This is a genomic window from Streptomyces sp. NPDC005574 (assembly GCF_040605435.1).
GTDB lineage: Bacteria > Actinomycetota > Actinomycetes > Streptomycetales > Streptomycetaceae > Streptomyces.
Genome location: NZ_JBEXCW010000013.1, coordinates 45,999 through 72,932, shown reverse-complemented (window position 1 = coordinate 72,932; position 26,934 = coordinate 45,999). Strand labels below are relative to the sequence as shown.

Annotated in this window: 17 protein-coding genes; 14 read left to right on the top strand and 3 right to left on the bottom strand. The window is 72.4% G+C overall.

What is annotated here, in order from left to right:
- Nucleotides 1–79: 79 nt before the first annotated feature.
- Complete coding sequence (locus ABZT03_RS11965) at nucleotides 80–1,300, top strand: metallophosphoesterase (RefSeq protein WP_356037143.1); 1,221 nt, start codon at nucleotides 80–82, stop codon at nucleotides 1,298–1,300.
- Nucleotides 1,301–1,457: 157 nt separating this feature from the next.
- Here the strand turns inward: ABZT03_RS11965 and ABZT03_RS11960 are convergent, their stop codons facing one another.
- Nucleotides 1,458–3,239 (bottom strand): helix-turn-helix domain-containing protein, encoded by a 1,782-nt coding sequence (locus tag ABZT03_RS11960; RefSeq protein WP_356037140.1) that lies wholly within the window; start codon nucleotides 3,237–3,239, stop codon nucleotides 1,458–1,460.
- Between the two features lie 598 nt (nucleotides 3,240–3,837).
- Here ABZT03_RS11960 and dnaK point away from each other — a divergent pair.
- The 8 genes from dnaK (at nucleotide 3,838) to ABZT03_RS11920 (ending at nucleotide 12,136) form a co-directional block, all read left to right on the top strand.
- Nucleotides 3,838–5,745 (top strand): molecular chaperone DnaK, encoded by a 1,908-nt coding sequence (gene dnaK, locus ABZT03_RS11955; protein WP_356037138.1) that lies wholly within the window; start codon nucleotides 3,838–3,840, stop codon nucleotides 5,743–5,745.
- 4 nt (nucleotides 5,746–5,749) lie between these two features.
- Nucleotides 5,750–6,361 carry a nucleotide exchange factor GrpE gene (locus ABZT03_RS11950; protein WP_356037135.1) on the top strand — a complete coding sequence of 204 codons (612 nt, stop codon included), beginning with the start codon at nucleotides 5,750–5,752 and terminating at the stop codon, nucleotides 6,359–6,361.
- Between the two features lie 6 nt (nucleotides 6,362–6,367).
- Complete coding sequence (locus ABZT03_RS11945; protein ID WP_356037133.1) at nucleotides 6,368–7,321, top strand: J domain-containing protein; 954 nt, start codon at nucleotides 6,368–6,370, stop codon at nucleotides 7,319–7,321.
- Nucleotides 7,318–7,725: a chaperone modulator CbpM gene (locus tag ABZT03_RS11940; protein WP_356037130.1), complete on the top strand. Its 408-nt coding sequence runs from the start codon at nucleotides 7,318–7,320 to the stop codon at nucleotides 7,723–7,725. Before ABZT03_RS11945 ends, ABZT03_RS11940 begins: the two co-directional genes overlap by 4 nt.
- Nucleotides 7,716–10,355: an ATP-dependent chaperone ClpB gene (gene clpB / locus ABZT03_RS11935; protein ID WP_356037127.1), complete on the top strand. Its 2,640-nt coding sequence runs from the start codon at nucleotides 7,716–7,718 to the stop codon at nucleotides 10,353–10,355. Before ABZT03_RS11940 ends, clpB begins: the two co-directional genes overlap by 10 nt.
- Nucleotides 10,352–10,810 (top strand): thioredoxin, encoded by a 459-nt coding sequence (trxA, locus tag ABZT03_RS11930; protein WP_356037125.1) that lies wholly within the window; start codon nucleotides 10,352–10,354, stop codon nucleotides 10,808–10,810. The genes clpB and trxA overlap by 4 nt, the downstream gene beginning before the upstream one ends.
- 82 nt (nucleotides 10,811–10,892) lie before the next feature.
- The gene (locus ABZT03_RS11925) at nucleotides 10,893–11,390 is read left to right on the top strand and encodes an Hsp20/alpha crystallin family protein (RefSeq protein ID WP_356037123.1); all 498 of its coding nucleotides are present in this window, start codon (nucleotides 10,893–10,895) and stop codon (nucleotides 11,388–11,390) included.
- Between the two features lie 353 nt (nucleotides 11,391–11,743).
- Complete coding sequence (locus tag ABZT03_RS11920; RefSeq protein ID WP_356037120.1) at nucleotides 11,744–12,136, top strand: DUF2267 domain-containing protein; 393 nt, start codon at nucleotides 11,744–11,746, stop codon at nucleotides 12,134–12,136.
- Between the two features lie 183 nt (nucleotides 12,137–12,319).
- Here the strand turns inward: ABZT03_RS11920 and ABZT03_RS11915 are convergent, their stop codons facing one another.
- The gene (locus ABZT03_RS11915; protein ID WP_356037118.1) at nucleotides 12,320–12,769 is read right to left on the bottom strand and encodes a DUF1931 family protein; all 450 of its coding nucleotides are present in this window, start codon (nucleotides 12,767–12,769) and stop codon (nucleotides 12,320–12,322) included.
- A 602-nt stretch (nucleotides 12,770–13,371) separates the two neighbouring features.
- Here ABZT03_RS11915 and ABZT03_RS11910 point away from each other — a divergent pair.
- The 5 genes from ABZT03_RS11910 to ABZT03_RS11890 all read left to right on the top strand — a co-directional run bounded on the left by ABZT03_RS11910 (nucleotide 13,372) and on the right by ABZT03_RS11890 (nucleotide 21,176).
- Nucleotides 13,372–13,635 carry a UBP-type zinc finger domain-containing protein gene (locus ABZT03_RS11910; RefSeq protein ID WP_356037115.1) on the top strand — a complete coding sequence of 88 codons (264 nt, stop codon included), beginning with the start codon at nucleotides 13,372–13,374 and terminating at the stop codon, nucleotides 13,633–13,635.
- Nucleotides 13,635–15,389: an FAD-dependent oxidoreductase gene (locus ABZT03_RS11905; protein WP_356037113.1), complete on the top strand. Its 1,755-nt coding sequence runs from the start codon at nucleotides 13,635–13,637 to the stop codon at nucleotides 15,387–15,389. Before ABZT03_RS11910 ends, ABZT03_RS11905 begins: the two co-directional genes overlap by 1 nt.
- 601 nt (nucleotides 15,390–15,990) lie before the next feature.
- Nucleotides 15,991–17,112 (top strand): hypothetical protein, encoded by a 1,122-nt coding sequence (locus ABZT03_RS11900; protein ID WP_356037110.1) that lies wholly within the window; start codon nucleotides 15,991–15,993, stop codon nucleotides 17,110–17,112.
- Nucleotides 17,113–17,402: 290 nt separating this feature from the next.
- Nucleotides 17,403–18,578 (top strand): glutathione-independent formaldehyde dehydrogenase, encoded by a 1,176-nt coding sequence (locus ABZT03_RS11895; protein WP_356037108.1) that lies wholly within the window; start codon nucleotides 17,403–17,405, stop codon nucleotides 18,576–18,578.
- Between the two features lie 420 nt (nucleotides 18,579–18,998).
- Nucleotides 18,999–21,176 carry an FUSC family protein gene (locus ABZT03_RS11890; RefSeq protein ID WP_356037105.1) on the top strand — a complete coding sequence of 726 codons (2,178 nt, stop codon included), beginning with the start codon at nucleotides 18,999–19,001 and terminating at the stop codon, nucleotides 21,174–21,176.
- 144 nt (nucleotides 21,177–21,320) lie between these two features.
- Here ABZT03_RS11890 and ABZT03_RS11885 read toward each other — a convergent pair whose 3' ends face one another.
- A complete protein-coding gene (locus tag ABZT03_RS11885; protein ID WP_356037103.1) occupies nucleotides 21,321–26,603 on the bottom strand; it encodes a hypothetical protein in 5,283 nt (1,760 codons plus the stop codon).
- Nucleotides 26,604–26,934: the final 331 nt, after the last annotated feature.

Here is a 26,934-nt window from a genome sequence, read left to right as displayed (position 1 = left end):
GCCCGTCCGGTCGGCCCGGGCCGACCCAGAGCGACCGGATACAGTGCGCGAGAGGGCAGCCCGGTCAGGGAGGGTAAGCGTGACCGACACCAGCAACACACGACCCGCCGAGGGTGAGGCGCAGGCGCCGCCGCCGAGCCGGCTGCACCGCCTGATGCGCTACCTCCCCCTGATCGCCCCCGTCCTGCTGTGGGCCGTGCCCTGCTGGGTGCTCCTGTACACCGGTCAGCACTGGCCGCTGCCCGTCACGCCGGCCGGCACCGCCGTGTTCGCCCTCGGCCTCGTCGGCATGCCGCTCGCGATGGCGCGCGGCCACGGCCGGCGCCAGCAGGACCGGGCGGCGATCATCGGTGACACCCTGCTGGGCACCAGCTGGGTCCTGTTCACCTGGTCCGTGCTGCTCGGCGTCCTGCTGCGGCTCGCCCTGACCGTGGCCGGCGTCGGCGAGGGTCAGGACCGGGCCCGCCTCGCCACCTGGGCCGTCCTGGGCGTGACGGCCGTACTCCTCGTCTGGGGGTACGCCGAGGCCCGCCGCGTGCCACGCGTGCGCCGACTCGACGTGCAACTCCCGCGGCTGGGTGCCGGATTGGACGGCCTCCGTGTCGCCCTCATCACCGACACCCACTACGGGCCGCTCGATCGCGCCCGCTGGTCTGCACGCGTGTGCGAGACGGTGAACACCCTGGAAGCCGACCTGGTCTGCCACACCGGCGACATCGCCGACGGCACGGCCGAACGCCGCCGCGCCCAGGCCGCCCCGCTCGCCACCGTGCGGGCCACCCGGGCCCGTGTGTACGTCACCGGGAACCACGAGTACTACAGCGAGGCCCAGGGCTGGGTCGACCTGATGGACGAGCTGGGCTGGCAGCCGCTGCGCAACCGCCACCTGCTGCTCGAACGCGGAGGCGACACCCTCGTGGTCGCCGGTGTGGACGACGTCACCGCCGAGTCCTCCGGCCTGACGGGCCACCGCGCCCACCTCGCCGGAGCCTTGACCGGCGCCGACCCCGACCTGCCCGTCCTGCTCCTGGCGCACCAGCCCGCGTTCGTTGACCGGGCGGCAGCCGCCGGCATCGACCTCCAGCTCTCCGGCCACACCCACGGCGGCCAGATCTGGCCCTTCCACCACCTGGTCCGCCTCGACCAGCCCGCCCTCGCCGGCCTCAGCCACCACGGCACCCGCACCCTCCTCTACACCAGCCGCGGCACCGGCTTCTGGGGCCCGCCGTTCCGCGTCTTCGCCCCCAGCGAGATCACCCTGCTCGTGCTCCGCTCCCCGCGTCAGCCCACCTCGCCGTAGCACCGTGGGGCCAGGTCGGACACGGGCCACGGCGCCGGCTCTGTGACACCGTGGCCCTCGGCACCCGGCCGCGCACAAGGACGGCCCACCCGCTGCCAGGCTGTACCGGGGCAGCCCGGTCAACCGCCGGGTCTCGCGCGGCAGTTCCGGCGGGGCGTCACCCGGGTCCGCCCAGCACGATCTTCCACACCCGGGTCGCCACCTGGAGGTTGAGCCGGTCCTCGACGTTCGCGAGGTCGTTGCCGCTGATGTCGCGGATGCGCTGGAGCCGATAGCGCAGCGTGCTGCGGTGGATCGCGAGGGATTCGGCGGTCTCGTCGTAGTTGCCGCCGCAGTCGAAGTACCGGGACAGGGTCTCCACCATGGCCGCGTGATGCCGGGAGTCGTAGTCGATGAGCTGCCCGAGCCACTCGCGGACGAACGTCTCCAGTTCCCGGTGATCGTTGCCGGGCCCCAGGATGCGGTACAGACCGAGTTCGTCGAAGAACGTCGTGCCGTAGCGTTCGCGGGAGTGGCGGCGCACTTCCATGGCGCGCTGCGCCTCCTGGTAGCGACGGGGGATGTCGCCCAGGGAGTCGCACGGCGCGCTCACCCCGATCGTCCCGGACCGTGTCCCGGTCTCCCGGGCCAGCGCCTCGTACAGCGCGCGGGCGTGCGGCCTGTCGTCGGCGACCAGGACCACGTGGTCGGAACGTCGGGTCAGCAGCGAGCGCATGCCCACGGCGGAGGCCGCCCGGCCCACGGTCTGCGCGAAGAGGTCGTCAGCGGTCAGGTTCGACCACTGCACCACCACGATGTAGTGGCTGCGGTGCAGGTCGTGTCCGACCGCCTCGGACCGGGCGTAGGCGCTCGCCTCGTCCGTTCCTGTCAGGAGGTCGTCGGCCAGTTCGCGGTGCAGCCTCAGCTCCACTTCGGCCAGGTTGCGCAGGTGAGCCAGCTCTCGGGCGAGCGAAGTGGCGGCGTGTTCCATCACTAGAACCGTGTGTTCGTCGGCCTCGCCGCCGACATCGACCAGGGCCAGCACGCCGAGGATCTCGCCGTGCGGGCGCACCAGGCTGATCAACCGGTCCTTGATCCGCACCGGTCCGACCTCCCGAGCCACGGCGTGCAGCATCTCGTCCTGGCGCACGGGGTCCGGTTCAGGGTAGGGGTCGGGGCGGCTGGGGCCGGTCCAGGACGTCAGCCGACCGAAGCGGTCCTCGACCAGCGCGGGGAACCCGGTGAGCCCGTGCAGCAGGCGGGTGACGGCTTCCGCGCCGCCGCCCGAGGCCGCGGTGTCGGCCATGAGCGCGTGCACGGCCCGCTGGTACCCCAGCTCGGCCACGACGGAGATCAGCTGCCGCTGGAGGGCTGTGCGTTCTTCCCTGAGCCGGTGCAGCTCCAGCGCGTCCTCGCGGTGTCGGCGGTGTGCGAAGGCGACCGACAGAGCGGCAGCGGTGTGCCGGACGAGTGTGGCGAGCTGGGAACGCTCGGCCTCGGTGGGCCGGGAGCGGGACGTCACCACGAGGTAGCCGTGGAGGTTCTGCAGTCCGCGCAGCCCCAGGGCCCGGCCCCAGGGCCTGCCGGGTACGGTCACCGGGCCGTCCTGCCCGGCCAGTTCCCGCACCCTCCGGTCCACGGCCGGGGCGTTGATCCGCCCGTTCGGCGGGCTGGCGACCAGGTCGCCGCCCACCCTGAGGTATCCGGCCTCGGCGCTGTACGGCCCTGCTGCGGCTATGCGGTCCATGCTCAGGCGCAGGATCTCGCCTTCGTCCGGGGTGTCGAACAGAGCGCGGGAGAGCGCCGTCAGTTCGCGCAGGGCGTGGTGGGCGGGCGTCGGAGCGGGTGGGCGGAGCTCCGTCCGCGCGGCCGTGGGGTGCCGCCCGCCACTGCCCTGCGGGAGTCCCCCCTCCCGGTCTGAGAAGCCGTGGTACGGGCTGTGGGCCCGACTGTCGGCCATGGGACTGCTCCGTTCTCCCCGGGCCTTCAGGGGGACGAGTGGCGGTTCGGGTACCCGCTCACGGGACGGTCTATCCGAGATGGCCGGATTGTCTTCCTCGTGCTCGTGGGGCGACCGGACCCGAGCGTTTCTGACCCACCAGGCGCAGGCGCGGAGCCGGTCGACCCGCAACCCTGGCAAGTGTTCGAAAACCTCAGTGCGCACCGGAAGGAAGGGCTGGGCTATGGCGGGGGCCGCCCTCAACGGGGCGGCAAACAGTGCGCCCCCGGTGTCCTGACCGGCTGGCTGTCAGGCCGTGCGCCTGGCTCGACCCGCTGGTCTCCGCCCTGCTCCTCGCCTGTACGGGCTGACCTTCGAAGCGGTCGTCAGCGCGCTGTTGGGCAGGCTGCTGCACGCCCTGCCGGCCGGTCGCCGGGATCTCGCCCCGTTCCACTCGGCGCAGCCGGGCAGGTGCGAGGTCTCCGTGGGCGAGGCCGTACGCCGACGAGGCCGTACGGCTGAGCAGCGCGTCGCGGACCACCGGCGAGAGTTCCATCCGTCCCTGAACGAACGTGATCCGGAGTGTCGGCGCAGGCCGCCGTACCGGGAGGAGTTCCCCATGGCCAAGGCAGTGGGCATCGACCTGGGCACCACCAACTCGGTGATCGCCGTGTGGGAGGGCGGCGAGCCGTCCGTCGTACCCAACAGCGAGGGCAACCGCACGACACCGTCCGTGGTGGCCTTCACCGACACCGGCGAGCGACTGGTGGGCCAGATGGCCCGGCGCCAGGCGATCCTCAACCCGAAGGGCACCATCTACTCGGCCAAGCGGTTCATCGGCCGGCACTTCGACGAGATCTCCGACGAGGCCAGGGCGGTGGCGTACGACATCGTGGAAGGTGACGGCGGGGCGGCCCGCTTCAAGGTGCGGGACAAGCTGTACGCACCTGAGGAGATCAGCGCACAGGTGCTGCGCAAACTCGCCGACGACGCCGGCAAGCAACTGGGGGAACGGGTCACGGAGGCGGTCATCACGGTGCCCGCCTACTTCAACGACGCTCAGCGCACCGCCACCAAGGACGCCGGAAGGATCGCCGGACTCGAGGTGCTGCGGATCATCAACGAGCCGACGGCGGCCGCCCTCGCGTACGGCATGGACAAGAAGCAGCACGAGACCGTCCTCGTCTTCGACCTGGGCGGTGGCACCTTCGACGTGAGCATCCTCGACGTGGGCGACGGCGTGGTGGAGGTCCGCTCCACCGCCGGCGACAGCCACCTGGGCGGCGACGACTTCGACCGGCGCCTGGTGGATCACCTCGCGGACGAGTTCCAGAAGGAGAACGGCATCGACCTGCGCAAGGACCCGCAGGCGCTGCAACGGCTGTTCGAGGCGGCGGAGAAGGCCAAGACCGAGCTCAGTTCGGTGACGCAGACCCAGGTCAGCCTGCCGTTCATCACCGCTGACGCGTCGGGCCCCAAGCACCTCACCGACTCGATCATGCGGTCCACGTTCGAGCAGATCACCAGCGACCTGGTGGAGCGTTGCCTGGGACCGGTCCAGCAGGCCATGGCCGACGCCAAGGTCGGCGAGAGCGACATCGACGAGGTCATCCTCGTGGGCGGCTCCACACGTATCCCGGCGGTCCAGGCCCTGGTGCGCCGGCTGACCGGCGGCAAGGAACCCAACATGAGCGTCAACCCCGACGAGGTCGTGGCCCTGGGCGCCGCGATCCAGGCCGGGGTGCTCAAGGGCGAGGTCAAGGACGTCCTGCTGCTCGACGTCACACCCTTGTCGCTGGGCGTGGAGACGCGCGGCGGAGTGATGACGAAGATCATCGAGCGGAACACCACCATCCCCGTGCGCCGCAGCGAGACCTTCTCCACCGCTGAGGACAACCAGCCCGCCGTCGATGTGGTGGTTCTCCAGGGAGAGCGCGAACGGGCCGCCGACAACCGGGTGCTCGGCCGGTTCCAGCTCACGGACATCCGGCCGGCGCCACGGGGCGAGGCACAGATCGAGGTCATCTTCGACATCGACGCCAACGGCATCCTCAACGTCACCGCACGGGACAAGGACACCGGCAAGGAACAGGGCATCACCATCAGCGAGAGCTCCAACCTCGACCGCGGCGAGGTCGAACGCATGGTCCAGGAGGCCGAGCGCAACCAGGGCCAGGACCAGGCCCTTCGCGAGGCCGTCGACGCCCGCAACGAACTCGACGCCGTCGCGTACCAGGTCGAGAAGCGCCTCGCCGAACTGGGCGACGCGGCGCCCGCGCACGAGAAGGCACGCGCCGAGATGCTCGTGTCCGACGCCCGGGCGGCGGTCAAGGAAGAGGCGGGCGTGGAGCGCGTGCGGCCGCTGGTCTCCGAACTCCAGCAGGTGCTCGCCGGGCTGGTGGCCCATCAGGGCGCAACCGCCACCGACGGTCCCGCCCAGGGCACCGCCACCGGTGGTCCCACGAGCGGCGACGGCGGTGGCGGTGGCGACGACGACGTCATCGACGCCGAGTTCGACAAGGACTGAGGCCATGGCCAGGCATCCCCAGGAATCCGACCGGGCCGCGTCGGATCCGGTCGAGCCGGTCCCGGAAGGTGCCGTACGCCCGCCTCGCGGGGATCTGCCGCAGCCGGAGCCGCCGCCCCGGCCGCAGGCGCCACACGGCGAACCGGGACCCGACGCCGCCGGCCCCACATCCGCCGAGGACGACTACACGACCGCGATCCGGGAGCTGGAGGACCGCTGGCGGCGCGCGCTCGCGGACCTCGACAACCTCCGCAAGCGCCACGCCAGGGAACTGGAGCGGGAGCGGACGCTTGAGCGTTCCCGAACGGCGGCCGCCTTCCTGCCCGTTGTCGACAACCTCGAACTCGCCCTGGCCCATGCCGGCGCCGACCCCGGCGCGATCGTGGAGGGTGTTCGGGCGGTCCGCGACCAGGCGGTGAACGTCCTCGAAATGCTCGGCTACCCACGGCACGCGGAAGCCGGTGTCCCCTTCGACCCGGCCCGGCACGAGGTGGTCGGCGTCGTCCGGGACCCCGGGGTCGAGCCCGGCACCGTGGTCGAGGTGCTGCGCCCCGGCTACGGGGACGGCGAACGGCAGCTCAGGCCCGCCGCCGTGACCGTCGCGAAGCGGGAGTGACCGCTCATGGCAAGGGACTTGTACGAGGTGCTGGGCGTGTCGCGGTCCGCGAGCCAGGACGAGATCCAGCAGGCGTATCGCAAGCTCGCCCGCAGGTACCACCCCGACGTCAACAAGGACCCGGACGCGGAGGAACGGTTCAAGGATCTCAACGAGGCGTACAGCGTCCTGTCGGACCCGAAGACGCGGGCCCGTTACGACCGCTTCGGTGAGGACTTCCGCAAGATCCCCGAGGACTTCGACGAACGGGTCGCGGCCGGAGCGGGCAGCGGCTTCCGTGCTCGGCGGCCGGCAGGCGCGGGCGGCCCCCGTGTCCGGTACACCAGCGGCTTCGGCGACGACTTCGGAGCGGAGGGCATCGACATCGAGGACCTGCTCGGTTCCATGTTCGGGGCCGGCGCCGCCCCGGGCGGCGTCCCCGGAGCGGACCAGGAGGCCGAACTGCCGCTCACCGTCGAGGAGGCGTACCGGGGCGGTCGTCGCGCCGTCACGCTCGCCGGTCCCGCCGGCCGGCCGCGGCGGTACGAGGTCGACGTGCCACCGGGCGTCGTCGACGGGCAGCGCATCCGGCTGGCGGGCGAGGGCGGCCGGGGCGGTGGTGACGCCCCCGCGGGCGACCTGTACCTGCGGGTGCGTGTCCAGCCCCACCCCCGGTTCCGGTTGGACGGCCGCGACGTGCACGTCCAGCTCCCGGTCACCCCGTGGGAGGCGGCCCTGGGTGCGACCGTGCCGGTGCCCACCCCCGGCGGTGGCACGGCCAAGGTCACGGTGCCCGCGGGCTCGTCCAGCGGCCGGCGGCTGCGGCTGCGCGGCGAGGGCATGCCGAACCCACGTGGCACGAACGGCGACCTGTACGCCGAACTGCGTGTCATGGTGCCGCCCACCCTCGGCGACCGGGAGCGCGAACTGTTCGAGGAACTCGCCGCCACCTCCTCGTTCGACCCCAGGAGGACGCGATGAAAGACCGACCCGCGGAAGGAGCAGGCAGGGGCCGGGCCGGCATGGGCGACCGTCCGGTACGAACGGGCGCCGACGTCACCGCCTCGACTGCCGTCCGGTACGCGCTCGTACCCGCCCCCACGCTCTCGTTGGACACCGTGGCCCGTCTCTCGGGCCTCCACCCCGATCTGGTGCGCCGGTTCGTCGCCCTCGGCCTGGTCGACGCCGGACGCGACGCCGCGGGACACCTGGTGTTCGACCCCACGGCCCCGGCGGTCGTCGCCCGCGTCCAGCGGCTGCGCTCCGGGCTCTGCCTCAACTACGCATCCATCGGCCTGGTGCTCGACCTGCTCGACCGCATCAGCCTGCTCGAAACTGCCCTGCGCGGCCGCGGCACGAGGAGTGAAATACCCCCATGGACATGAACCGTCTCACCCAGAAGTCCCAGGAAGCCGTCCAGGAAGCCCAGACCGCGGCCGTCCGCATGGGGCAGACCGAGGTCGACGGGGAACACCTGCTGCTCGCACTCCTCGATCAGGAGGACGGCCTGATCCCGCGGTTGCTGCAACAGGCCGGCGCCGACCCGGAGGAACTGCGCGCGGCCGTGCGTGAGGAACTCTCCCGCCGCCCGAAGGTCACCGGCCCCGGCGCGGCACCCGGCCAGGTCTTCGTCACTCAGCGCCTCGCCCGCCTCCTCGATGCCGCCGAACGGGAGGCCAAACGCCTCAAGGACGAGTACGTGTCCGTGGAGCACCTCCTGCTCGCCCTGGCCGAGGAGGGCGCTTCGACCGCCGCCGGGCGACTCCTCAACCAGGCCGGTATCGCCAGGGACTCGTTCCTGAGCGTGCTCACCCAGGTCCGCGGCAACCAGCGCGTCACCTCCGCCAATCCCGAAGTGGCTTACGAGGCCCTGGAGAAGTACGGCCGCGATCTCGTCGCCGAGGCCAGGGGCGGCAGGCTCGACCCGGTCATCGGCCGGGACGCCGAGATCCGCCGCGTCACCCAGATCCTCAGCCGCAAGTCCAAGAACAATCCCGTCCTCATCGGCGACCCCGGCGTCGGCAAGACCGCCATCGTCGAGGGTCTCGCCCAGCGCATCGTCCGCGGCGACGTGCCCGAAGGACTGCGCGACAAGATCGTGTTCGCCCTTGACATGGGCTCCCTGGTCGCCGGCGCCAAGTACCGCGGTGAGTTCGAGGAACGCCTCAAGGCCGTGCTGAGCGAGGTCAAGGCCGCCCAGGGGCAGATCCTGCTCTTCGTCGACGAACTGCACACCGTCGTGGGGGCGGGTGCCGCGGAAGGGGCCATGGACGCGGGCAACATGCTCAAGCCGATGCTCGCGCGCGGCGAACTGCACATGATCGGCGCGACCACCCTGGACGAGTACCGCAAGCACATCGAGAAGGACGCCGCCCTCGAACGCCGCTTCCAGCAGGTCCTGGTCGACGAGCCCAGCGTGGAGGACACCATCTCCATCCTGCGCGGACTGCGCGAACGCCTGGAGGTCTTCCACGGTGTGAAGATCCAGGACACCTCGCTGGTCGCGGCGGCGACGCTCTCCCACCGCTACATCACCGACCGGTTCCTGCCCGACAAGGCCATCGACCTCGTCGACGAGGCCTGCGCCCGGCTGCGTACCGAGATCGACTCGATGCCCGCCGAACTCGACGAGGTCACCCGCCGCGTCACCCGGCTGGAGATCGAGGAGGCGGCCCTGTCCAAGGAGACCGACGCCGCCAGCAAGGCCCGCCTGGAGGAACTGCGCAGGGAACTGGCCGACCTGCGCGGCGAGGCCGACGCCAAACGCGCCCAGTGGGAGGCCGAACGGCAGGCCATCCGCCGTGTGCAGGGACTGCGCCAGGAGCTGGAGCAGGTCCGCCACGAAGCGGAGGAGGCCGAACGCGCCTACGACCTCAACCGCGCCGCCGAGCTCCGCTACGGCCGCCTCCAGGACCTGGAGCGCCGACTCGCCGCGGAGGAGGAGCAACTGGCCGCCAAACAAGGGCAGAACCGGCTGCTGCGCGAGGTCGTCACCGAGGAGGAGATCGCCGAGATCGTCGCCGCCTGGACCGGCATCCCCGTCACCCGCCTCCAGGAGGGTGAACGCGAGAAGCTGCTGCGCCTCGACGAGATCCTGCGCGAGCGCGTCATCGGCCAGGACGAGGCCGTCAAACTCGTCGCCGACGCCATCATCCGCGCCCGCTCCGGCATCCGCGATCCCCGCCGCCCCATCGGCTCCTTCGTCTTCCTCGGTCCCACCGGCGTGGGAAAGACCGAGCTGGCCAAGACGCTCGCGGCGGCTCTGTTCGACTCCGAGGAGAACATGGTCCGCCTCGACATGAGTGAGTACCAGGAGCGGCACACCGTCAGCCGGCTCATGGGCGCGCCGCCCGGATACGTCGGCTACGAGGAAGGGGGCCAGCTCACCGAGGCCGTGCGCCGCAAGCCGTACTCGGTGGTGCTGTTCGACGAGATCGAGAAGGCGCACACCGATGTCTTCAACACCCTGCTGCAGGTCCTCGACGACGGCCGCATCACCGATGCCCAGGGCCGCACGGTCGACTTCCGCAACACCGTGATCATCATGACGTCCAACATCGGCTCCGAGCACCTCCTCGACGGCGCGACAGCCGAGGGTGAGATCAAGCCCGACGCCCGGGCCCTGGTCATGGGCGAGCTGCGCGGGCACTTCCGGCCGGAGTTCCTCAACCGCGTCGACGACATCGTGCTGTTCAAGCCGCTCGGCGAGGCCCAGATCGAGCGGATCGTGGAGCTGCAGTTCGACGAACTGCGCCGCCGCCTTGAGGAGCGCCGCATCAGCGTCGAACTGACCGAAGCCGCGCGCGAGTTGATAGCCCATCAGGGCTATGACCCGGTGTACGGGGCCCGGCCGCTTCGGCGTTACATCTCCCACGAGGTCGAAACCCTCGTCGGACGGGCCCTGCTGCGCGGCGACGTCCAGGACGGCGCGACGGTCCGCGTCGACGCCCGGGAAGGCGAGCTGGAGGTCACCTACGACCAGCCGGCGGACGTGAGGGGAGCGAGGGCGGCATGAGTGCCATGCGAGCCACCAAGGTCACCTGCCCGCACTGCGGGCGCGCCAACCGGGTACCGGCGGCCGCCGAGGGACGCCCCACATGCGGCCACTGCAAGCAGCCCCTGCCCTGGATGGTCGACGCGGGCGACGACGACTTCGCCGAGGTCGTAGAGCAGGCCACCGTACCCGTCGTCGTCGACCTCTGGGCCACCTGGTGCGGCCCCTGCCGCATGGTCAGCCCCGCGCTAGAGAAGGTCGCCACCGATCTCGCGGGAACGATCAAGCTGGTCAAGGTCGACGTCGACAAGAACCAGCGCGTGGCACGGCGGTTCGAGGTCCAGGCCGTACCGACCCTGCTGGTCCTCGACAAGGGACAGACCATCGCCCGGCAGTCGGGGGCCGCACCGGCTCCTGCCCTGCGGCGGTGGGTGGAGCAGTCGATAGCGGGTCGCGGCCCGGCCGGGAAGGGCTGACCGGCAACCCGTCCGCAGGTGCCCGCCGGGCTCGCACGACACCCGGCGGGCGACGAGTTCACGAGAGAAGGAGGCGATGGAAATGAGCACGCCCGTCCGGCGCCCACAGGGCGGCACGATGCAGGGCAGGCCCGTTGGCTGGGCACGCAATCCGCTCACGGAGTTCGACCAACTGCTCAGCGAGATGAGCGGACTGATGGAGTCCACGGTGGGAGGCGCCGCGCCAGCGGTCGCGTGGACGCCCCTGGCGGATGTCACGGAGTCCGACGACGCCTTCCACGTCGAGATCGAACTCCCCGGCGTCAAGAGCAAGGACATCAAGGTCGAAGCCGACGGCCCGGAGCTGGTGGTCACCAGCGAGATCAAGGAGAGGGAACGCAAAGGGGTCCTGCGACGGAGCACCCGCCGCACGGGAGCCTTCGAGTACCGGCTGCGGCTGCCCGGAGAGCTCGACACCGAGAAGATCAACGCGCAGATGTCGGGCGGGGTGCTCACCATCGTCGTCCCCAAGGCCGAGGTCGCAAAGCCCCGGCGGGTCGAGATCAGCGAGACGAGTGAGAGTTCCGGGAGCAGCGGCTGAGACGCGAACGCCGCGGTTCCGGACACACGTCCGGCACCGCGGCGGGGCCGGCGGCACTCAACACCCCGGGGGTGACGCACCGATGACGTCGGATGTCACCACCCCCACGGTGGCAAAGACGCCCCCGCGCGGGGCTGCCGCGGTCGCCGGCCCGTGCGTGCCGCTCGGTGTCCTGGGCCGTCGGACATCGATTGTGGGCCTCCGCTCCGCACCCACGCGCGCGGCGCCCGGTCCCGGGCCGAGGGCGTGGCGCACGGCACCTACGCGACGGCGGTCGGACCCGGCCGGCCCGACTGCGCACCCGGCGCCCCTCCCCCATGACCGGCGGTGAACGGGCCGGAAGGAAGGCAGCGATGAAATACGACGGATTCCTCGCCCGCGTAAAGGAGCGGGGCGAATACAACGACCAGGACGAAGCCGCGGAGGTCACCAACGCCGTGCTGGAAGTGCTGGCCCAGCGGATCAGCCCCGGAGAGGTCAAGGACCTCGCCTCCCAGCTTCCCGGTCCGCTGGCACAAGTGCTGGACGGCGCCGCGCCGCAGCAGGCGCGGAGCTTCGGGATCGAGGAGTTCTACCGCCGCGTCGCCGAGCGCACCCACGCCCGGCCGCGTACGGCGCAGTGGGACGCGAGCGCGGTTCTGACCACCGTCGCCGACGCTGTCACCGGCGGAGAGCTGAATCAGCTCATCAGCCAACTCCCCTCGGGTTACGCCATCCTGTTCGGCAAGGCCGACCTCGCGGACTGAGCCCGTGAGGTCGGCCTGAGCCCGTGAGGTCGGCCTGAGCCCGTGAGGTCGGCCCGAGCCCGTGAGGTGGTCGGCCCGAACGAACAGCTTGCCGCCCGGGAGGCGGAACGCGATGTGGCGCAACGGCCGTTCAGGGAAGGGCCGTTCGGCGGTGGCCCGTGCCGTCCGCTCTGGTCGCCGCCCTCACAGCAGGAGATCGAACAGGGCCCGGGCCTCGTCCCAGTGCTGGGTCTGGGGGTTCTTCAGGTCGGGGTGGAGGATCTTGAAGCTCTGGGCAAGGGCCAGGCTGAGTCCGCCGATGATCTCCGGGTAGGCCGCCTCGGTCTCCTCGTCCGGCGTGCGGTCCAGGGCGGGGTGCGTGGCGAGCTGTTCCAGCATGGGCTGGAGTTCAACCTCCTGGTTGATTTTCTTGAAGCGGTGGATGCTCTCCTGCAGCCCTTTCGTGATCGGTAGGTCACTGGTCCGGATGACGTCGCGCCCGTTGGCCTTGGCAGTGGCCTGGGCGACGGTCAGCAGATCGTAGAGCTTGGCGTCGACGAAGTCGCTGTAGCGCTTGAGATCGTTCTTGTCGACCTTCAGCTCCGCGGCCGCACGGAAGAACCTTTCGAACCTGGCGATGGACATCACGGTCATGACGGCACCCTCCGGTCGCGGGCGCCGCGGTGGCTCCTGGCGCCTTGGCTTCCACGTCAGCCTGACCGAAGGGGTGGTGGGAACGCATGCGCACGTCGGGACCAATTACCCTCCTCGAATTACCCTGCCAGGCCCAGGTGTCCATCGCCCGGGAAGTCGGACGTGCATGTGAGATATACCGTGTGCCTGTTATGGGTACCTTTGTTGGTATCTTGGTTCGAGCTGACTGGGCGGCCGCGTGGGACTCCGGCGGCACAAGGCACCTCGACGTACTGCACATGTCAACGCGCTGACCGCGGCCGCACGTTCCTTCGGCTCGGACAGGAAGCAGCACGAGACCAGCGGCTGTTCGAGGCCGCGGAAACGGCAGAGACCGAGCCGAACGCGGTGGCCCGGACAGCAGTTTGCCGGCGAGCCCAGGCTCGTCAAAAGTCGACATCGACCGGTCGCCGGCGCTCGCGCAGCGGTTCCAGGTCAGGCCGTGCCGACCTGGAACCGCTCGACACCGGAGCGGAGACGCCCCGCAGCGCTGAGGCCGCCCCCGATCCCACGCCGCGCCGCGGGCTGCGGCCGAGCAGTCCCGTCCACGAAGGAGAACCCTCATGGCCACGATTCCCGACCCGCACCTGGCGATGGTGCGCCCAGTGACTCCTCGTACCCCGCAGGGCTGCGAGGAGTGCCTCAAGGTGGGTTCCCCGTGGGTGCACCTGCGGCTCTGCCTCACCTGCGGGCACGTCGGCTGCTGCGACTCCTCGCCCCTCAAGCACGCCAGGCAGCACGCGGGCGCCGTCCGTCACCCCATCGTGCAGTCCTTCCAGCCCGGAGAGGACTGGCGCTGGTGCTACTTCGACGAGGCCCTGGTCTGATGGGCAGCACCGAGCAGAGGCAGGGTGCGGTCCGCGAGACACCGGACCAGTACGGCGCGTTCCCGCACCTCACACCGGAACAACTCCAGGAACTGGCCGCGCACGGTGAGCGCCGCAGGACCACCGAGGGCGAGGTGCTGTACCGCGAGGGTGAGCCGTTCCGGGAGTTCCTCGCGATCCTCAGCGGGACGGTCGAGATCCTCCAGGACTACGGCGGCCCCGAGGAGCGCACGGTGGCGGTGCACCGAGCCGGCAGGTTCCTGGGTGAACTCGGGCTGCTGGAGGGCGAGGCGGCGTTCGACACCGCCGTGGTGCGCGAAGCGGGCGAGATCCTGGCGGTTCCGGTGGAGCGGCAACGCGCCCTGGTCGACCGCGACTCCGTCCTCGGTGACCTGATCCTCCGCGCCTACCTGGGCCGCAGGTACCTGCTCATCGGCCTCGGCGCCGGCTTCCGGATCCTGGGGTCGTGTTATTCGCCGGACACGCTGCGGCTGCGTGAGTTCGCCGCCCGTAACCGGCTGCCGCACCGCTGGGTGGACCTGGAGAAGGACAAGGAGGCGGAGGCACTGCTGCGTCGGTTCTCCATCCGTCCCGAGGAGACTCCGGTGGTTTTCTGGAAGGGCGAGCGGGTGCTGCGCAATCCGAGCAACGCCGAACTCGCCCGGCTCATCGGGCTGCCCGCCCCCTCACCGGAGAGCGGGCGGTGCGACGTGCTGGTGGTCGGTGCGGGCCCCGCGGGACTCGCCGCCGCCGTGTACGGTGCCTCCGATGGCCTCACCACGGTCACCGTCGACGCCGTGGCCACTGGAGGCCAGGCCGGTACCTCGTCCCGCATCGAGAACTACCTCGGCTTCCCGTCGGGCATCTCCGGGGGCGACCTCATCGAACGCGCGGTGCTCCAGGCCCACAAGTTCGGTGCCCGCCTCATGGTGCCGGCCCAGGTCGACGGGCTCACCCCGCAGGACGACGAGTACGTGGTCACCTTCGCAGACGGCTCTCCGGTACGGGCGGGCGCCGTGGTGCTCGCCTCGGGCGTGTGGTACCGCAGGCTCGAGGTGCCCGGCATCGACCACTTGGAGGGCATCAGCGTCTACTACGCGGCGACGGTCCACGAGGCCAGTCTCTGCCAGGCGGATCCGGTCGCCGTGGTCGGCGGCGGGAACTCCGCGGGGCAGGCCGCGCTGTTCCTCGCGAACCACGCGTCCACAGTCCACCTCCTCGTACGGGGCGGTGACCTCAACGCGGACATGTCCCGCTACCTGGTGGACCAGGTGGAAGGGCACCCGAAGATCGAGGTGCTGCTCCACACCGAGGTCCGGGGCGTCGTCGGGAAGGAGAAGCTGGAGTCACTGACCGTGGAGGACAACGCAAGCGGTGAGCGCCGCGAACTGCGGGCAGCGGCGCTGTTCGTGTTCATCGGGGCGCGACCGCACACGGAATGGCTCAGGGGCGTACTGGCCCTGGACGAGAAGGGCTTCGTCCTCACCGGCGCCGACGCCCAGGCGGCGGCCGATGCGACCCGGTGGGACTCGCTCGGCCGTGGTCCGCTGCTGCTGGAGACCACCCTTCCCGGGGTCTTCGCCGCCGGCGACGTGAGGAGCGGCTCGGTCAAACGGGTGGCCTCGGCGGCCGGTGAGGGTGCCATGGCGATCCGCCTCGTGCACGAGCACCGGGAGAAGGCGGGCAACCTGGTCCGCACCGCGGGCCCCGAGGGGCCTCGGCCGGTGGCGGGCCAGTCGGTGTCCTGGCGCTGACCCGCCCCCGACGGGCCCCGCGGGCGGGCCCGGACCACCCCACGGTCGTCCTCCCCGCGGGCGCCCGGCGCATCGCCGAGGCCGGCCGACGCGGTGATCGGCAACAGGGTGAACACCGCTGCGCGGAGCGGCCCCAGGTGAGAAGTGCCCCACCGTTCATGGCCGCTGACGAGGCCGAACGCCGCGGTGCCGCACACGCCGGCGACCGCTCGGAGTGGGCCCGTGCACGGCGGCCCGGGCCGGTTGGCGCGGCCTTCCGCCCAGGCCCGGCCGTTTCGCGCGTTCATCGGCGTCGTCGGTCGGGCGATGCCGTCGACGAACGCGCCGTGGTTGCGGGTCGAGACGTCGCCCCCGGGCCGGGCACCGAAGCGGGACGGCCGGCGGTACGGGGTGCGGTGCGGGCCGGAGCGGATGTTCCGCGATGGCGCACGCGTTCGTGACCGGGTGGTGGGGGCAGGCGCTGTCCTGAGAACACGAGGAGATCCGGCCCCACCACCCGCGCCTGCCGCTGGGGGCAGCGTGTCTCGCGGTGTCGGTTTCACCGCGGCGGCATCCTGTGGGTGCCTGCGGTCACGGGGCAGTCGACGAGAAGGGTCCAATCATGCGGGTGTCGTCGCAGGGCGTTACGGTCGTGGCTCTCCTGGCGGATCCGGACGCGCCGACGGAGATCGCGCAGCGCATGGCCCGGACACTTCCTGCTCGGCTCGCCGACAAGTCGGGCCCGGGGCGACGGTTCGACGTCGAGGTGGTCAGTGAGCCCTTCACTTCAGGGACGGAGGACCCGCCCACTCTGATGCGCCGGATCATCGACCGTGGGAGTGCGGAGAATTGGGACATCGTCGTGGCCCTCACCGACCTTCCGCTGCACTCACACGGACGCAAGCTCGTGGTGAACCTGAGTCACGAACACGGCCTGGCCCTGCTGTCCCTTCCTCCGTTGGGGGGCTTGCGACTGCAGACGAGGGCCCGGCGGGCCGTGGAGGAAGCCGTGCTCGGCCTGGCGGGTCCGCAAGCCGCCGGGGCCGAGGGAGCTCCGCGGAGCCAGCCGCCGCCAAAACCCTTCGTCGGTCGTCTCGCGCCCACCCACCCGGGCCAGGTCGGTGAGGAGGAGACCGCTGATCTCGAGTACGTCCTCAGCGGGCCGCGCGGTCACCTCCGGGTGCTCGTCGGCATGGTCCGCGCCAACCGGCCCTGGCGGCTGGTGCCGGGCTTGTCGAAAGCCCTGGCGGCCGCACTCGCCACGGGAGCGGTCGCCACCGTGAACTCCACCGTCTGGAGCCTTGCGGAGGCCCTGAGCGCGCCACGCCTCGTGATCGCCATGGTCGGATCCCTCGTGATCATGGTCGGCTGGCTGATCGTGGACGCGCAGTTGTGGCATCGATCGGCGGAGGGCTCACCGGAGGCGAGGCAGCGGGCGAGGCTCTACAACGCCTCGACGGTCCTGACCGTGGGTCTCGGGGTGCTCGTCTGCTACGCGGGTCTGATCGTCATCAACCTGGTGTGGGCCCTGTTCATCATCAACGACCAGGTGTTCGCCTCCACGACACACACCCCGCTGAACGCGACGGAGTACCTGACGTTGTCCTGGTTCGTCGCGTCGGTCGCCACCGTGGGCGGCGCACTGGGGTCGGGCCTGGAGAGCGACGAGGCGATCCGGGCAGCCGCCTACTCCAAGCGCGAACAGCAACGTCGGCGCATGCTCGAGGACGACAGCGGTGACTAGTGCCTGAGTCGGGGATTCGTCGGTGGTCGTCCGCGTCCGAGGATTTCGCCGGTCGAGGGGTGCGTGGCCGTTTCGTGTCGGAACCGTCGGGGACCCGATCCACACGCCGCCGGAGCACCCGGTTTCCCGGCGCCCACGGCGGCACCACCGTTCCACCCGAACCGGGTGAACGGCCCACAGAGACATGCCGGAGCCACGGGCCCCGTCGCAGAACTCCCGGAAGTCAGGCTCTCTGCGCCGTCTCATCACCGCCGTGCCACGGTCGTGCCGCGGCACTGAAGGTAGCAATCATGAAAGCAGCGGTATACGAAGGTCCGCGAACGGTCACGGTGAAGGACGTACCGGACGCGAAGATCGAACACCCCTGCGACATCGTCGTCAGGATCACCGCCACCAACATCTGCGGTTCGGACCTGCACATGTACGAGGGCCGCACCTCGTTCGAGTCCGGGCGCACCCTGGGCCACGAGAACATGGGCCAGGTCGTGGAGGTCGGTTCGGCCGTCCGCAAGGTCCAGGTGGGCGAGTACGTGGTCCTGCCCTTCAACATCGCCTGCGGCTTCTGCAAGCAGTGCGAGCGGGGGCTGACCAACTACTGTCTGACGATGCAGCCGGAACCGGCCCTCGCCGGAGCCGCCTACGGATTCGCCGACATGGGCCCCTACCAGGGCGGCCAGGCGGAACTGCTGCGCGTTCCCTACGGCGACTTCAACGCGCTGCGTCTGGGCGAGGACGCCGCCGAGCGGCAGACCGACTATGTGATGCTCGCCGACATCTTCCCCACCGGCTATCACGCCACCGAGATGGCCCACGTCAAGCCGGGCGACCAGACCATCGTTTTCGGGGCCGGTCCCGTGGGGCTGATGGCGGCCTACTCCGCTCTCCTCAAGGGTGCCGGCCGCGTCTGGGTGGCCGACCACCAGCCCGACCGGCTGCGCAAGGCGGAGGAGATCGGGGCCATCGCGATCAACACCGCCGACCAGAATCCGGCGGAGGTCGTCAAGGAGGCCACCCTCGGTCTCGGCGCCGACAACGGCTGTGAGTGTGTCGGCTACCAGGCACATGACCCGGAGGGGCACGAGGATGCCAGCCTCACGCTCAACGGACTGATCGACACGGTCAGGTTCACGGGCGACATCGGCGTGGTGGGCGTGTTCCTGCCCCAGGACCCCGGTGGTGCCGAGGCCCAGGGGGAGCTGGAGGCGCAGGGCAAGGTCCCGATCGACTTCGGCATGATGTGGTTCAAGGGCCAGCACATGGGCACCGGGCAGGCGCCGGTGAAGAGGTACAACCGGGCGCTGCGGGATCTGATCGCCGGCGGGAAGGCGAAGCCGGGCTTCATCGTCTCCCACGAACTCGGTCTGGACGAGGCCCCCACCGCCTACGAGCACTTCGACGCCCGTGACGAGGGCTGGACCAAGGTGGTTTTGCATCCCGACGGACACGGCAACGGCCACAAGCGGTAGAGGGCCCGAAGGCCGCCGTCCCGCCTGTCTCCCCGGACCGATCCGGGGGGACGGGCGGCGACCGCCGGACCGAACCAGCGGCAATCGCCCGCGCTCCGGGCCGGCAGGACGGACGGCGGACGCCTCCAAAACGGCTCGACTCGAGGGCCGCGTGCTCGACAGGCGGCCCGGAACGCTCCCGAACACCGAACAGCGTGGCTGCCGTTGATGCCACCCGTCGAAGCCCCTGCTCGCCGGGTTGGTGGCAGGATCCCGCCGGACATGCGGGGCGAAGCGGCCGTGGGATGGGTGAGGTCGCATGGTGATGTGTCGCGCTTTCACCGACGCGCGTTTCCTGGACCGCGCGGGAGGCTTCCCCGCCCGGCGGCCGCACCTCGCCCGGGCCGACGCGGCCCGGGCGTTCCCGCTGGATCCACCCCCATGACGTGGCGGCGTGCCCTCGGGGAGGTCGTACGATCCGGGCTCACGATCGAGGAGACGCGGCTGGAGCCCCTCCTCGCGCTGCGCACGGCCGCCGGGGTGGCGATCGTCATCGGGCCGACGCTGTGGCTGATCTCCCCCGCGTACGCCGCGTCCGCCGCCCTCGGTGCCTACTCCGCGGGTGGGGCCACCTTCCAGCGCACCTGGCGTCCCCGCAAGGTGATCGCGCTCGGCGCGGGCGCGGGGCTGGCGGTCAGCACCTTCGTGGGCTACCTGGCGGCGGGGCGACTCGTGACGTTCCTGCCACTGCTGGCCGCATGGGCCTTCGCCGCGGGGATGACGTGGGCCGCCGGATCGACCGCCGGGATCGTCGCAGCGACGACGGTCGGCAGCATGCTGGTGACCATCACCCTGCCCACGAGCGTCGGGCGAGCCCTGGAGCATGCCGGGGTCATCGCGCTCGGAGGCGTGGTGCAGGCCGTGCTGATCCTGCTGTTCCCGATCCGCCGTTGGGGGGCGCACCGTGACGCGCTCGCCGACGCCCTGGCCGCCGTGGCGGACTACGCCCGCCGGCTGCGGCACGACCCGACCGCCCCGTTCGACCCCGAGCCCTTGATGACGGCCCGGGACGCGGCCGCCGTGACGCCGTCACAGGCCCGCACCCGTCCCCCCGTCCTCCACGGCCCCCGGGGCCTCGCCGAGCGCATTCGGCCGGTCGTCGCCGCGCTCGCCGACCCCGACATCGGCGCACCGTCGGAGGGACCCGGGCGGGACCGCGCGCGGCAGTTGCTCGACGCTGCCGCCGACGTTCTGGACGCCGCCGCCCGTTCGATTCGCCGCGGCACCCCCGCCGGCGTGCCGCCCGGGAGCGCGGACGTGCTGCGCGTCGACGAGGAGCACGAGGTGCTGGAGGGGCCGGCGCGGCAGGCCGCCGAGCGGCTCGTGGAACTGCTCGGCGAGGCGCTGGAGATCGCCGGGAGCGGCGCCGGGCGCGAGAGGACACCCCCGCCGCCCGGCCCCGCCGGCGCGCGGTTCCTGGTGCGCCCGACCATGTTCCGGCTGCTCTCGGTCGTCGTCCGGGCGGTGCGCCGTGAACTCCGCCGGGACTCGCCCGTGTTCCGGCACGCCGTCCGTCTGGCGGCGGTGGCCACGCTCGGCTACCTGATCGCCGCCCGGCTGCCCCTGGGCCACGGCTACTGGGCGCCCATCGCCTCGGTGATGGTGATGCGGCCGGACTTCCACCGGACGTACGCGCGTGCGGTGGCCCGTCTGGCCGGGACCCTGGCGGGGGTCGCGTTGGCCACCGGGATGGTGCGGGCCCTGGGCCCGGACGCCCATGTGTTCGGCGCGCTGGCGGTGGTCTCGGCGGGCCTGTCGTACACGCTGAGCCGTACCGGCTACGCATACTCCCAGTGCTTCACTGCCGCGTACGTCGTCTTCCTGCTCGGCATGGGCGGCCAGGCCTGGGAGCAGACGGTCCCGGAGCGGGTGGTGCTCACCCTGCTCGGCGGCGCCCTGGCCATGCTGGCGTACGTGGTGTTCCCCGCATGGGAGACGCCCCGGCTGCCGGGCCGGCTCGCGGACTGGCTCGCCGCCAACGGCCGCTACGCGGCCGCGGTGCTCCGCGGCTACGCCGAACCGACCCGGGAGCATCGCGCCGACATGCGCAGGGCCCTGCTGGCGAGCAGGGAGGCACGTGCCGCCTGGCAGGAGGCCTTCGAACGCGCACGGCAGGAACCGGTCCGCCCCAGGGGTCTGACCTCACGCGAGGCGGAGGAGGCACAGGAGGCGCTCAAGCGGTTCGGCCGGGCGGCGATGCTCATGGAGAGCCATGTCCCGCGGACCGACAGCCGTTTCGTCCCCGGGGCGGAGCGGTTCGCCGAGGCCCTGGAGGCCGACACCGCGCAGGCGGCCGTCGACGTGCGCGAGCACAGGAATCCGGACTGGGGGCACGTGGAGGAGGCGCTCCACGCGTGGGAGGGTGCTACCGCCGAGGACCGGGACCCGGTGGTGCGGCGCGGCGCGGAACTGCAGAAGCGGGCCCTGGAGGACCTCGCGACGGCCGTGAGCCGCACACCCCTGGAACGGGACGTCGGGTCTGCTCGCGAGGAACAGCGGGTACGGGCGGCCGTGACCGCGGAGGGCGACGGATCAGAGCCCGCGCACCAGGATGGGTGACGGCGGCGGGCCTCATGCTGACCCTCGGCACGGGAAAGGGTCGGCCCCCTGCCGGTGGCCGCGACGGCGACCAGCGCAGACACCGGATCCCTCGCGGCTCAGTGGGCTTCGCCGACCGCGGGGGCCGGGGTGGCGGCCGTACCGCTACAGCAGGTGCGACGGGTCCGACACCCCGCCGGCGCCGTCCGTGGCCGTCATGCGGCGGGCCGACGGCAGGGGGACGCGGAGGACGACCGGCCGGGCGAGGACGAGGTCGCGGGTCGCGGTGTTGGCGCCGCGGGCGCGCAGGGCCTGGGTGAGCCGGTTGTGGATGTGGGCGACGATGCGGAACTCGGCCGTGAACTGGATCAGGGCGGACTCCGTCTTCGGCTTGTGCAGCGGCACCGTGCCCGAGGCGTTGCCCGCTACGGTCGAACTGTCGCCAGCCCAGGCGCCGTTGGCGACCGCCTCGCTCATGCGGCCGGGGTCGGTCAGCAGGGGGCCCGCACCGAAGTGGCCGCGGGCGCCGCGTCCGTGGTCGGCGCCGGTGTGGAGGTCGGTGGCGCCGGCGCGGCCCTGTTCGGGGTCGCTCTGGGCCACCGTCTCGAAGATCGCGGTGTCGCCGCGTCCCAGGACCCGCCCGTCGCGCAGCCGGGCGTGCAGCGAGCAGTCGAGGTCCTGGCCCTCCAGGCCCGAGTGGTGGTTGGCGGGCAGTTCGCTGCCGCCCGACACCAGCAGGGGCAGCGCGGCGATCAGCCATTCCGTGGAGACGGCCTCCGACTGCGCGTAGGCGGCGTGGCTGAGTGCCTTGGGGTCGAACCGTGCGCTGCCGCCCGCGTCCCGGACGGTGGCGGCGATGGCCGTGCGCAACTGCTCGGCTCCCCGGAACCCGTTCACCTGCACCTGAGCCGGCAGTGCCGTGCCCCGGGCGCGCCAGGTGCGCAGGTCGGCGGGTGAGGCGGTACGGCGCCGGAGGCCGCGGCCCGCGCCGGGAGCGGTGACCGGCCGCACCTGGGCCAGGGCGCGCACGTCCTTCTCCAGTGCCCGGTAGACCAGGTTTCTGCCGGTGATCTCGGCCTTCGCGACCGGGCCGTCCGAGGACAGCAGTTCCAGTGAGGCCGTGACCGGCACCCGCATCCGCACGGCCGGGGCGCTGCCGTCGACGATGGTGCGGATGCCGACCTGGGTTCGCGAGGTCTCGCCGGACTTCGTCGCCGCGGTCGACGTGGCCGCGGTGCCGAGGGTGGCGGCGCTGCTGTCGACCGCTCCGCTCTCGGGCTCGCCCGTGCCGGCGAGGCTCAGGCCCACTCCGGTGGCCGTGCCCCGTTCCGCGCTGCCGACGCGGTCCGTGACGGCCATCGTGGCGAACTCCATGTCCCGGTCCCCGTCGGTGTGTTCGTACGGCTGGGCGTCGCCGGTGCGTTCGACGCGCAGGACGGCCCGGTAGCGGGTCAGGCGGTTGCGGAACAGTTCCACCGGCACGCCGCCGTCCATGGCGCCCGCCAGCAGGCCGACGGCACCGTCGCGGTCGAGGACCCGCAGCAGCCGCTGCACGTTGCGGTAGGGGTCGTCCAACTGGCGTTCCGGCAGGAGTGCCTTGGCGAGGTCGGCGTCGCGGACGCGGCCGCGGAGGTCCCGCAGCAGCGGTACGAGGTCGGGCATGTCCTCGATCAGTCCGAAGCCCAGCGGCAGGTCCCGGGCGAGGGCGGGCGGCAGCGCGGGCCCCGGGGGGAGCGCCGGTCCTGTCTCGCCGGCGGCGTCCGCGGCGGGCTGACGGTCTCCGTCGGCGCGCTCGGGTGCCGCCGTCGTACCGTCCGCGGCGGCGGCGCGCTCCGTGTCCGGCAGCCGGGACGACGTGTCCTCGGCTGTCTCGGTCCCGGCAGAGGTCTCGGCTGCCTCGGTCCCGGCGGGGGTCCCGGCTGTCTCGATCCCGGCGGGAGCCTCGGCGGTCTCGGTCCCGGCGGGGGTTTCGGCGCCCGGGGCCCGCAGTCCCGCCGCGGCGAGCTGGTCCTCGCTGAGCCACAGGCCGACGGCGCCGGGGACGGTCTGCTCGGCGGCGGACACTCCGGTGCCGCCGAGTCCGGACGACACCTCCGCCGCCATCCGCACCAGCAGGTCGCACTGCACGAGGTAGAGGGCGCGGCCGCGCGGCACCACGGAGTTGCGCTCCACCGTGCCCGTCGTGGACATGCCCTTGGCGGTACGGCGATGGGTGCCGCGGCTTCCCGACACGCCCTCGCCGAGCTGCCAGTGGTCGCCCTTCTCGCGGCCCGCCACGCCGTAGCCGAGGGTGTGGGAGGTGGTGCGCGACCTCTGGCCGGCCGCCTGGTGTCCGCCGAGGGCCATGTTCTCCGTGCCGGGGCCCTTGGCGACGGTGACGACGCGGGGCCGGGTGAGGGCGAAGCGGGTGCCGACGGCGCCGGTCAACGCCGTGAGCCTGCGCGGGTGGTGGAGGTTGTCGACGACCCAGCCGGTTCCCACGGCCTGCCGGAGCGCGGCCGTGACGGACTGCGGGCTGAGCCGGTCCTCGATGGCCTGGCGGGGGGCGAGGCCCTCCGTGGCGAAGGCGTTGTCCGCCTGGCCGGGCGCGTTCCGCACGGCGGCCCGGGACAGCAGCCTGTACGCCAGTGAGCGCACGGCCAGCGCGTCCCCCACGGTCTCCACGAACGACCAGTCCCGCACCTGCGGGCCGCTCACGGGCAGGGCCTGGCCGGTCAGCGCGCCGATGCCGGCGACGTCGACGGACTTCGGCAGGCGCCGGGTGGCGGCGGCCCTGGCGCGCAGCCGTCCGCCCTCCGCGGTGCCCACGGTGAAGCCGGTGGGTGTGGTCAGGCGGACGTCCTGGGCGGCGAGGTGCAGCGGGTCGCCCTCGGCCGCGCCGGCCGACGAGGCGATCTCCTCGACCTCGGGGTCGTGCCGGCCGGGCCGGCCGGGCGTGAGGGAGCGCATCGCCTTGCGCTCCCGGGTGACCATGGTCACCGCGATCCCGAGGCTCAACTGCGCACCGAACGAACTGCGCTCCGGCTGACCGCTGTTGAGGGAGTCACCGCGGACGGCGGGTCCGGCCTGGCCCGAACGTCCCGAGTGCAGCGCGCTCTCGGCGCTCAGTCCGCCGGACAGTTTGCCGGGCACGAGTTGCAGCTGGAGGTTGAAGCGGGTGCCGATGTCACGCGAACTGGTCTGCCCGGTCTGCGAACCGCTGCCCACGCCGGAGCTGCTGCGCACCAGCCAGTCCTCGGTCTCGCCCAGATGACCGACGGGGCCGAGCCGTCCCGTCACCAGGACCTGGACGTCGTGGGCGTGGCCCGCCGTCTTGCGGCGCAGCCGGACCGGAATGCCGGTCGACAGCAACTGGTCCTTGTGGGCACGGATGTTGGTCTGGGAGAGCAGGGCGACCAGGTTCCGGTAGTTGGTCCGCCGCTGTTCGTTGTCCTCCGCGGACGGCTTGTCGGGCGCCCGCCCGTCGGTGGGCGCGGGGCGCCGGCCCGCCGGTGCGGGGGCGGTGAACTCGGCGGGCAGGTAGCCGGCCAGCCGCGGGGTGGAGGCGAACAGCCGCTCCACGGCGGCGATCAGCGGCGCGGAGTCGAACCTGCCGAGGGCCACGCTGGAGCCCATGGCGCCGAACGGCAGTTCTCGCGCGGGCAGTCGTCTGCCGTCCTTGTCCACGGTCCTGACCAGGTCGCCGGCCGTGACGCCTTCGGGCAGCGGCAGTCCGAGGGCGCGCGCCTCCTCCGCCCGCAGGCTCACCATGACGTCGATGTCGTGGACGGCGGTCCGGGCCCGCCGGCCGCCGGCCGCCCCCACGGCGTCGCCCGTGCCCTCGGCCGTCAGCCGGACGCTGCTGCGGTAAAGGACCTTCTCACCGCGCACCTCGGCGCCCTGCCGGGTGGAGGCCGCCTGGTCGGCCTTCACCGTGCGGGAGCGGCCGGCCCCGGGCAGGGTCACCTGCGACATGCGCAGGACGGGGCCGAGTCCGGGGACTCCCAGGGCCAGCGCCGGGCCCGCGCCCAGCCGGAGGCTGCCGCCCTCGCGGGAGCTGTCGGACACGGTGTGCGCGGCCTGCTGGTGGGTGCGCAACTGGGTTCTGCCGATGCTCCAGGCGGGTGCCATCGACAGGATGTCGGCCCGCATCCGGTAGGCGCCCTTGACGGTGCCGTCGAGGGAGGTGAGGTCCTCGCCCATGACCCACCCGGCGAGCAGGCGGGGCAGGTCCTCCGTGACGGTCGCCGCGGAGGTGGCCTCGTACAGGTGCGGCCGGCCGGGCGCGCCGAGGTCCGTGAGCCGCGGGTGGAGCACCGAGGCCACGGTGTCGAACAGGCCGCCACCGCCGCCGTGCGGGGCGCCCGCGTCGGTGACGGCGAGCGGGGCCAGGGAGTCGGCGAGGGCGGTCTCGCGGGCCGTGTCAGGTGCCAGGGGTGCCACGTGGTCCGGCGCGGTTGTGCCGGCGGGGACGAGGTGTTCGCGCGGCACCCGCTGGGTGAGCGTGCCCGGCGCGCTCGCCGTGTGCGCGACGCTGCGGGCGCTTTCGCCGCGGGTGATCCGTACCTGGTAGCGCACGTGCCGGAGGACCTCGACCGAGCCGCCGTCGCTGCGCAGCGTCCGGGGTTCCGAGACGGTCCTCGACGTGTGGGTGTCCGTGGCGGAGGTCAGGCCGGCGTCGCCGGCGAAGGCGGCGCCGGCCCAGACACCCGGGTGGACCGGTGCGACGGCCGCGCCGGAACCGCGCAGGCCCAGACGGCTCGTACGGCTGGCGCCGGCGGCGCCGCTGCCCGCGGAGTTGCGCAGGCTGTCGACCTTGATGTCGGCGCCCTCGGTCTCCGCCTCCCGCGCGGCGGTGTCCAGGCCCGCGGTACGCGCGTCGCTCACGGCCTTCGGGGCGGCGGCCGACAGGAAGGTGCCGGGAGCGTCGTCGCGGTCGCGGGCGATGGAGACCGTGACGTCGAAGTGGCCGCGCTTCGTCTTCACGGCGAAGGAGCGGCCGCTTCCGAGGAACGACTCGGGCCGCCCGGTGAGTTCGCCGCGGATCCGGTCGGCCTCCTCGGCGGGTCCGGCGATCCGGGTCACCTCCGCGTGCACGAACTCGTGCCCGGTCAGGGCGTGCGTGAAGGACAGCCCGCCGGCCTGGAGGTTCATCAGGTACGGCGGCAGGACGACGCCGAACTCCGCGGACTCGTCGACCGTGGCGAGGGAGGGGGCCTGCCGCCCGCCGCGCGGCGCGGGAAGCCGGCCGGGCAGCGAGCCCCGGGGGGCGGGAGACCGGCCGGGCAGTGCGCCGCGGCTCATCATCCGGGTGGCGGCGGCGTTCCCCGCGGCGTGCTGGAGCGCCAACAGGGTCTGCCGGTCCGGTCGTTCACCGGCGGGTGGCGGTGCTGGGATCGCCGGAAGCCTGGCAGGGGGGCTGCCGGGGTTCCTGGCTGCCTCGCCCGCCTCCTGCTGCTGTGCGCGCACGCGTCTACCCCTGTGGTCGGCATCAGGCCAGGTGGTGGCGTGCGGGCGCCCGGGCGGACCGGCCGCCCGGAGGAAGCATAGGGCGGACACCGTGTGGCTGTTCATTGAATATCAGATGAACTCCTGCTGCGGGAAGGGAAGTTGCGTGCGCCTACGACGCCGGAGCCGGACCGGGTCGGCCGCCGTGAGGTCCGCGCGCCGGAACCGGACCGGTCGCCCGGCGTGAGATCCGCGGGCCGGAACCGGACCGGTCGCCCGGCGTGAGATCCGCGGGCCGGAACCGGACCGGTCGCCCGGCGTGAGATCCGCGGGCCGGAACCGGACCGGTCGC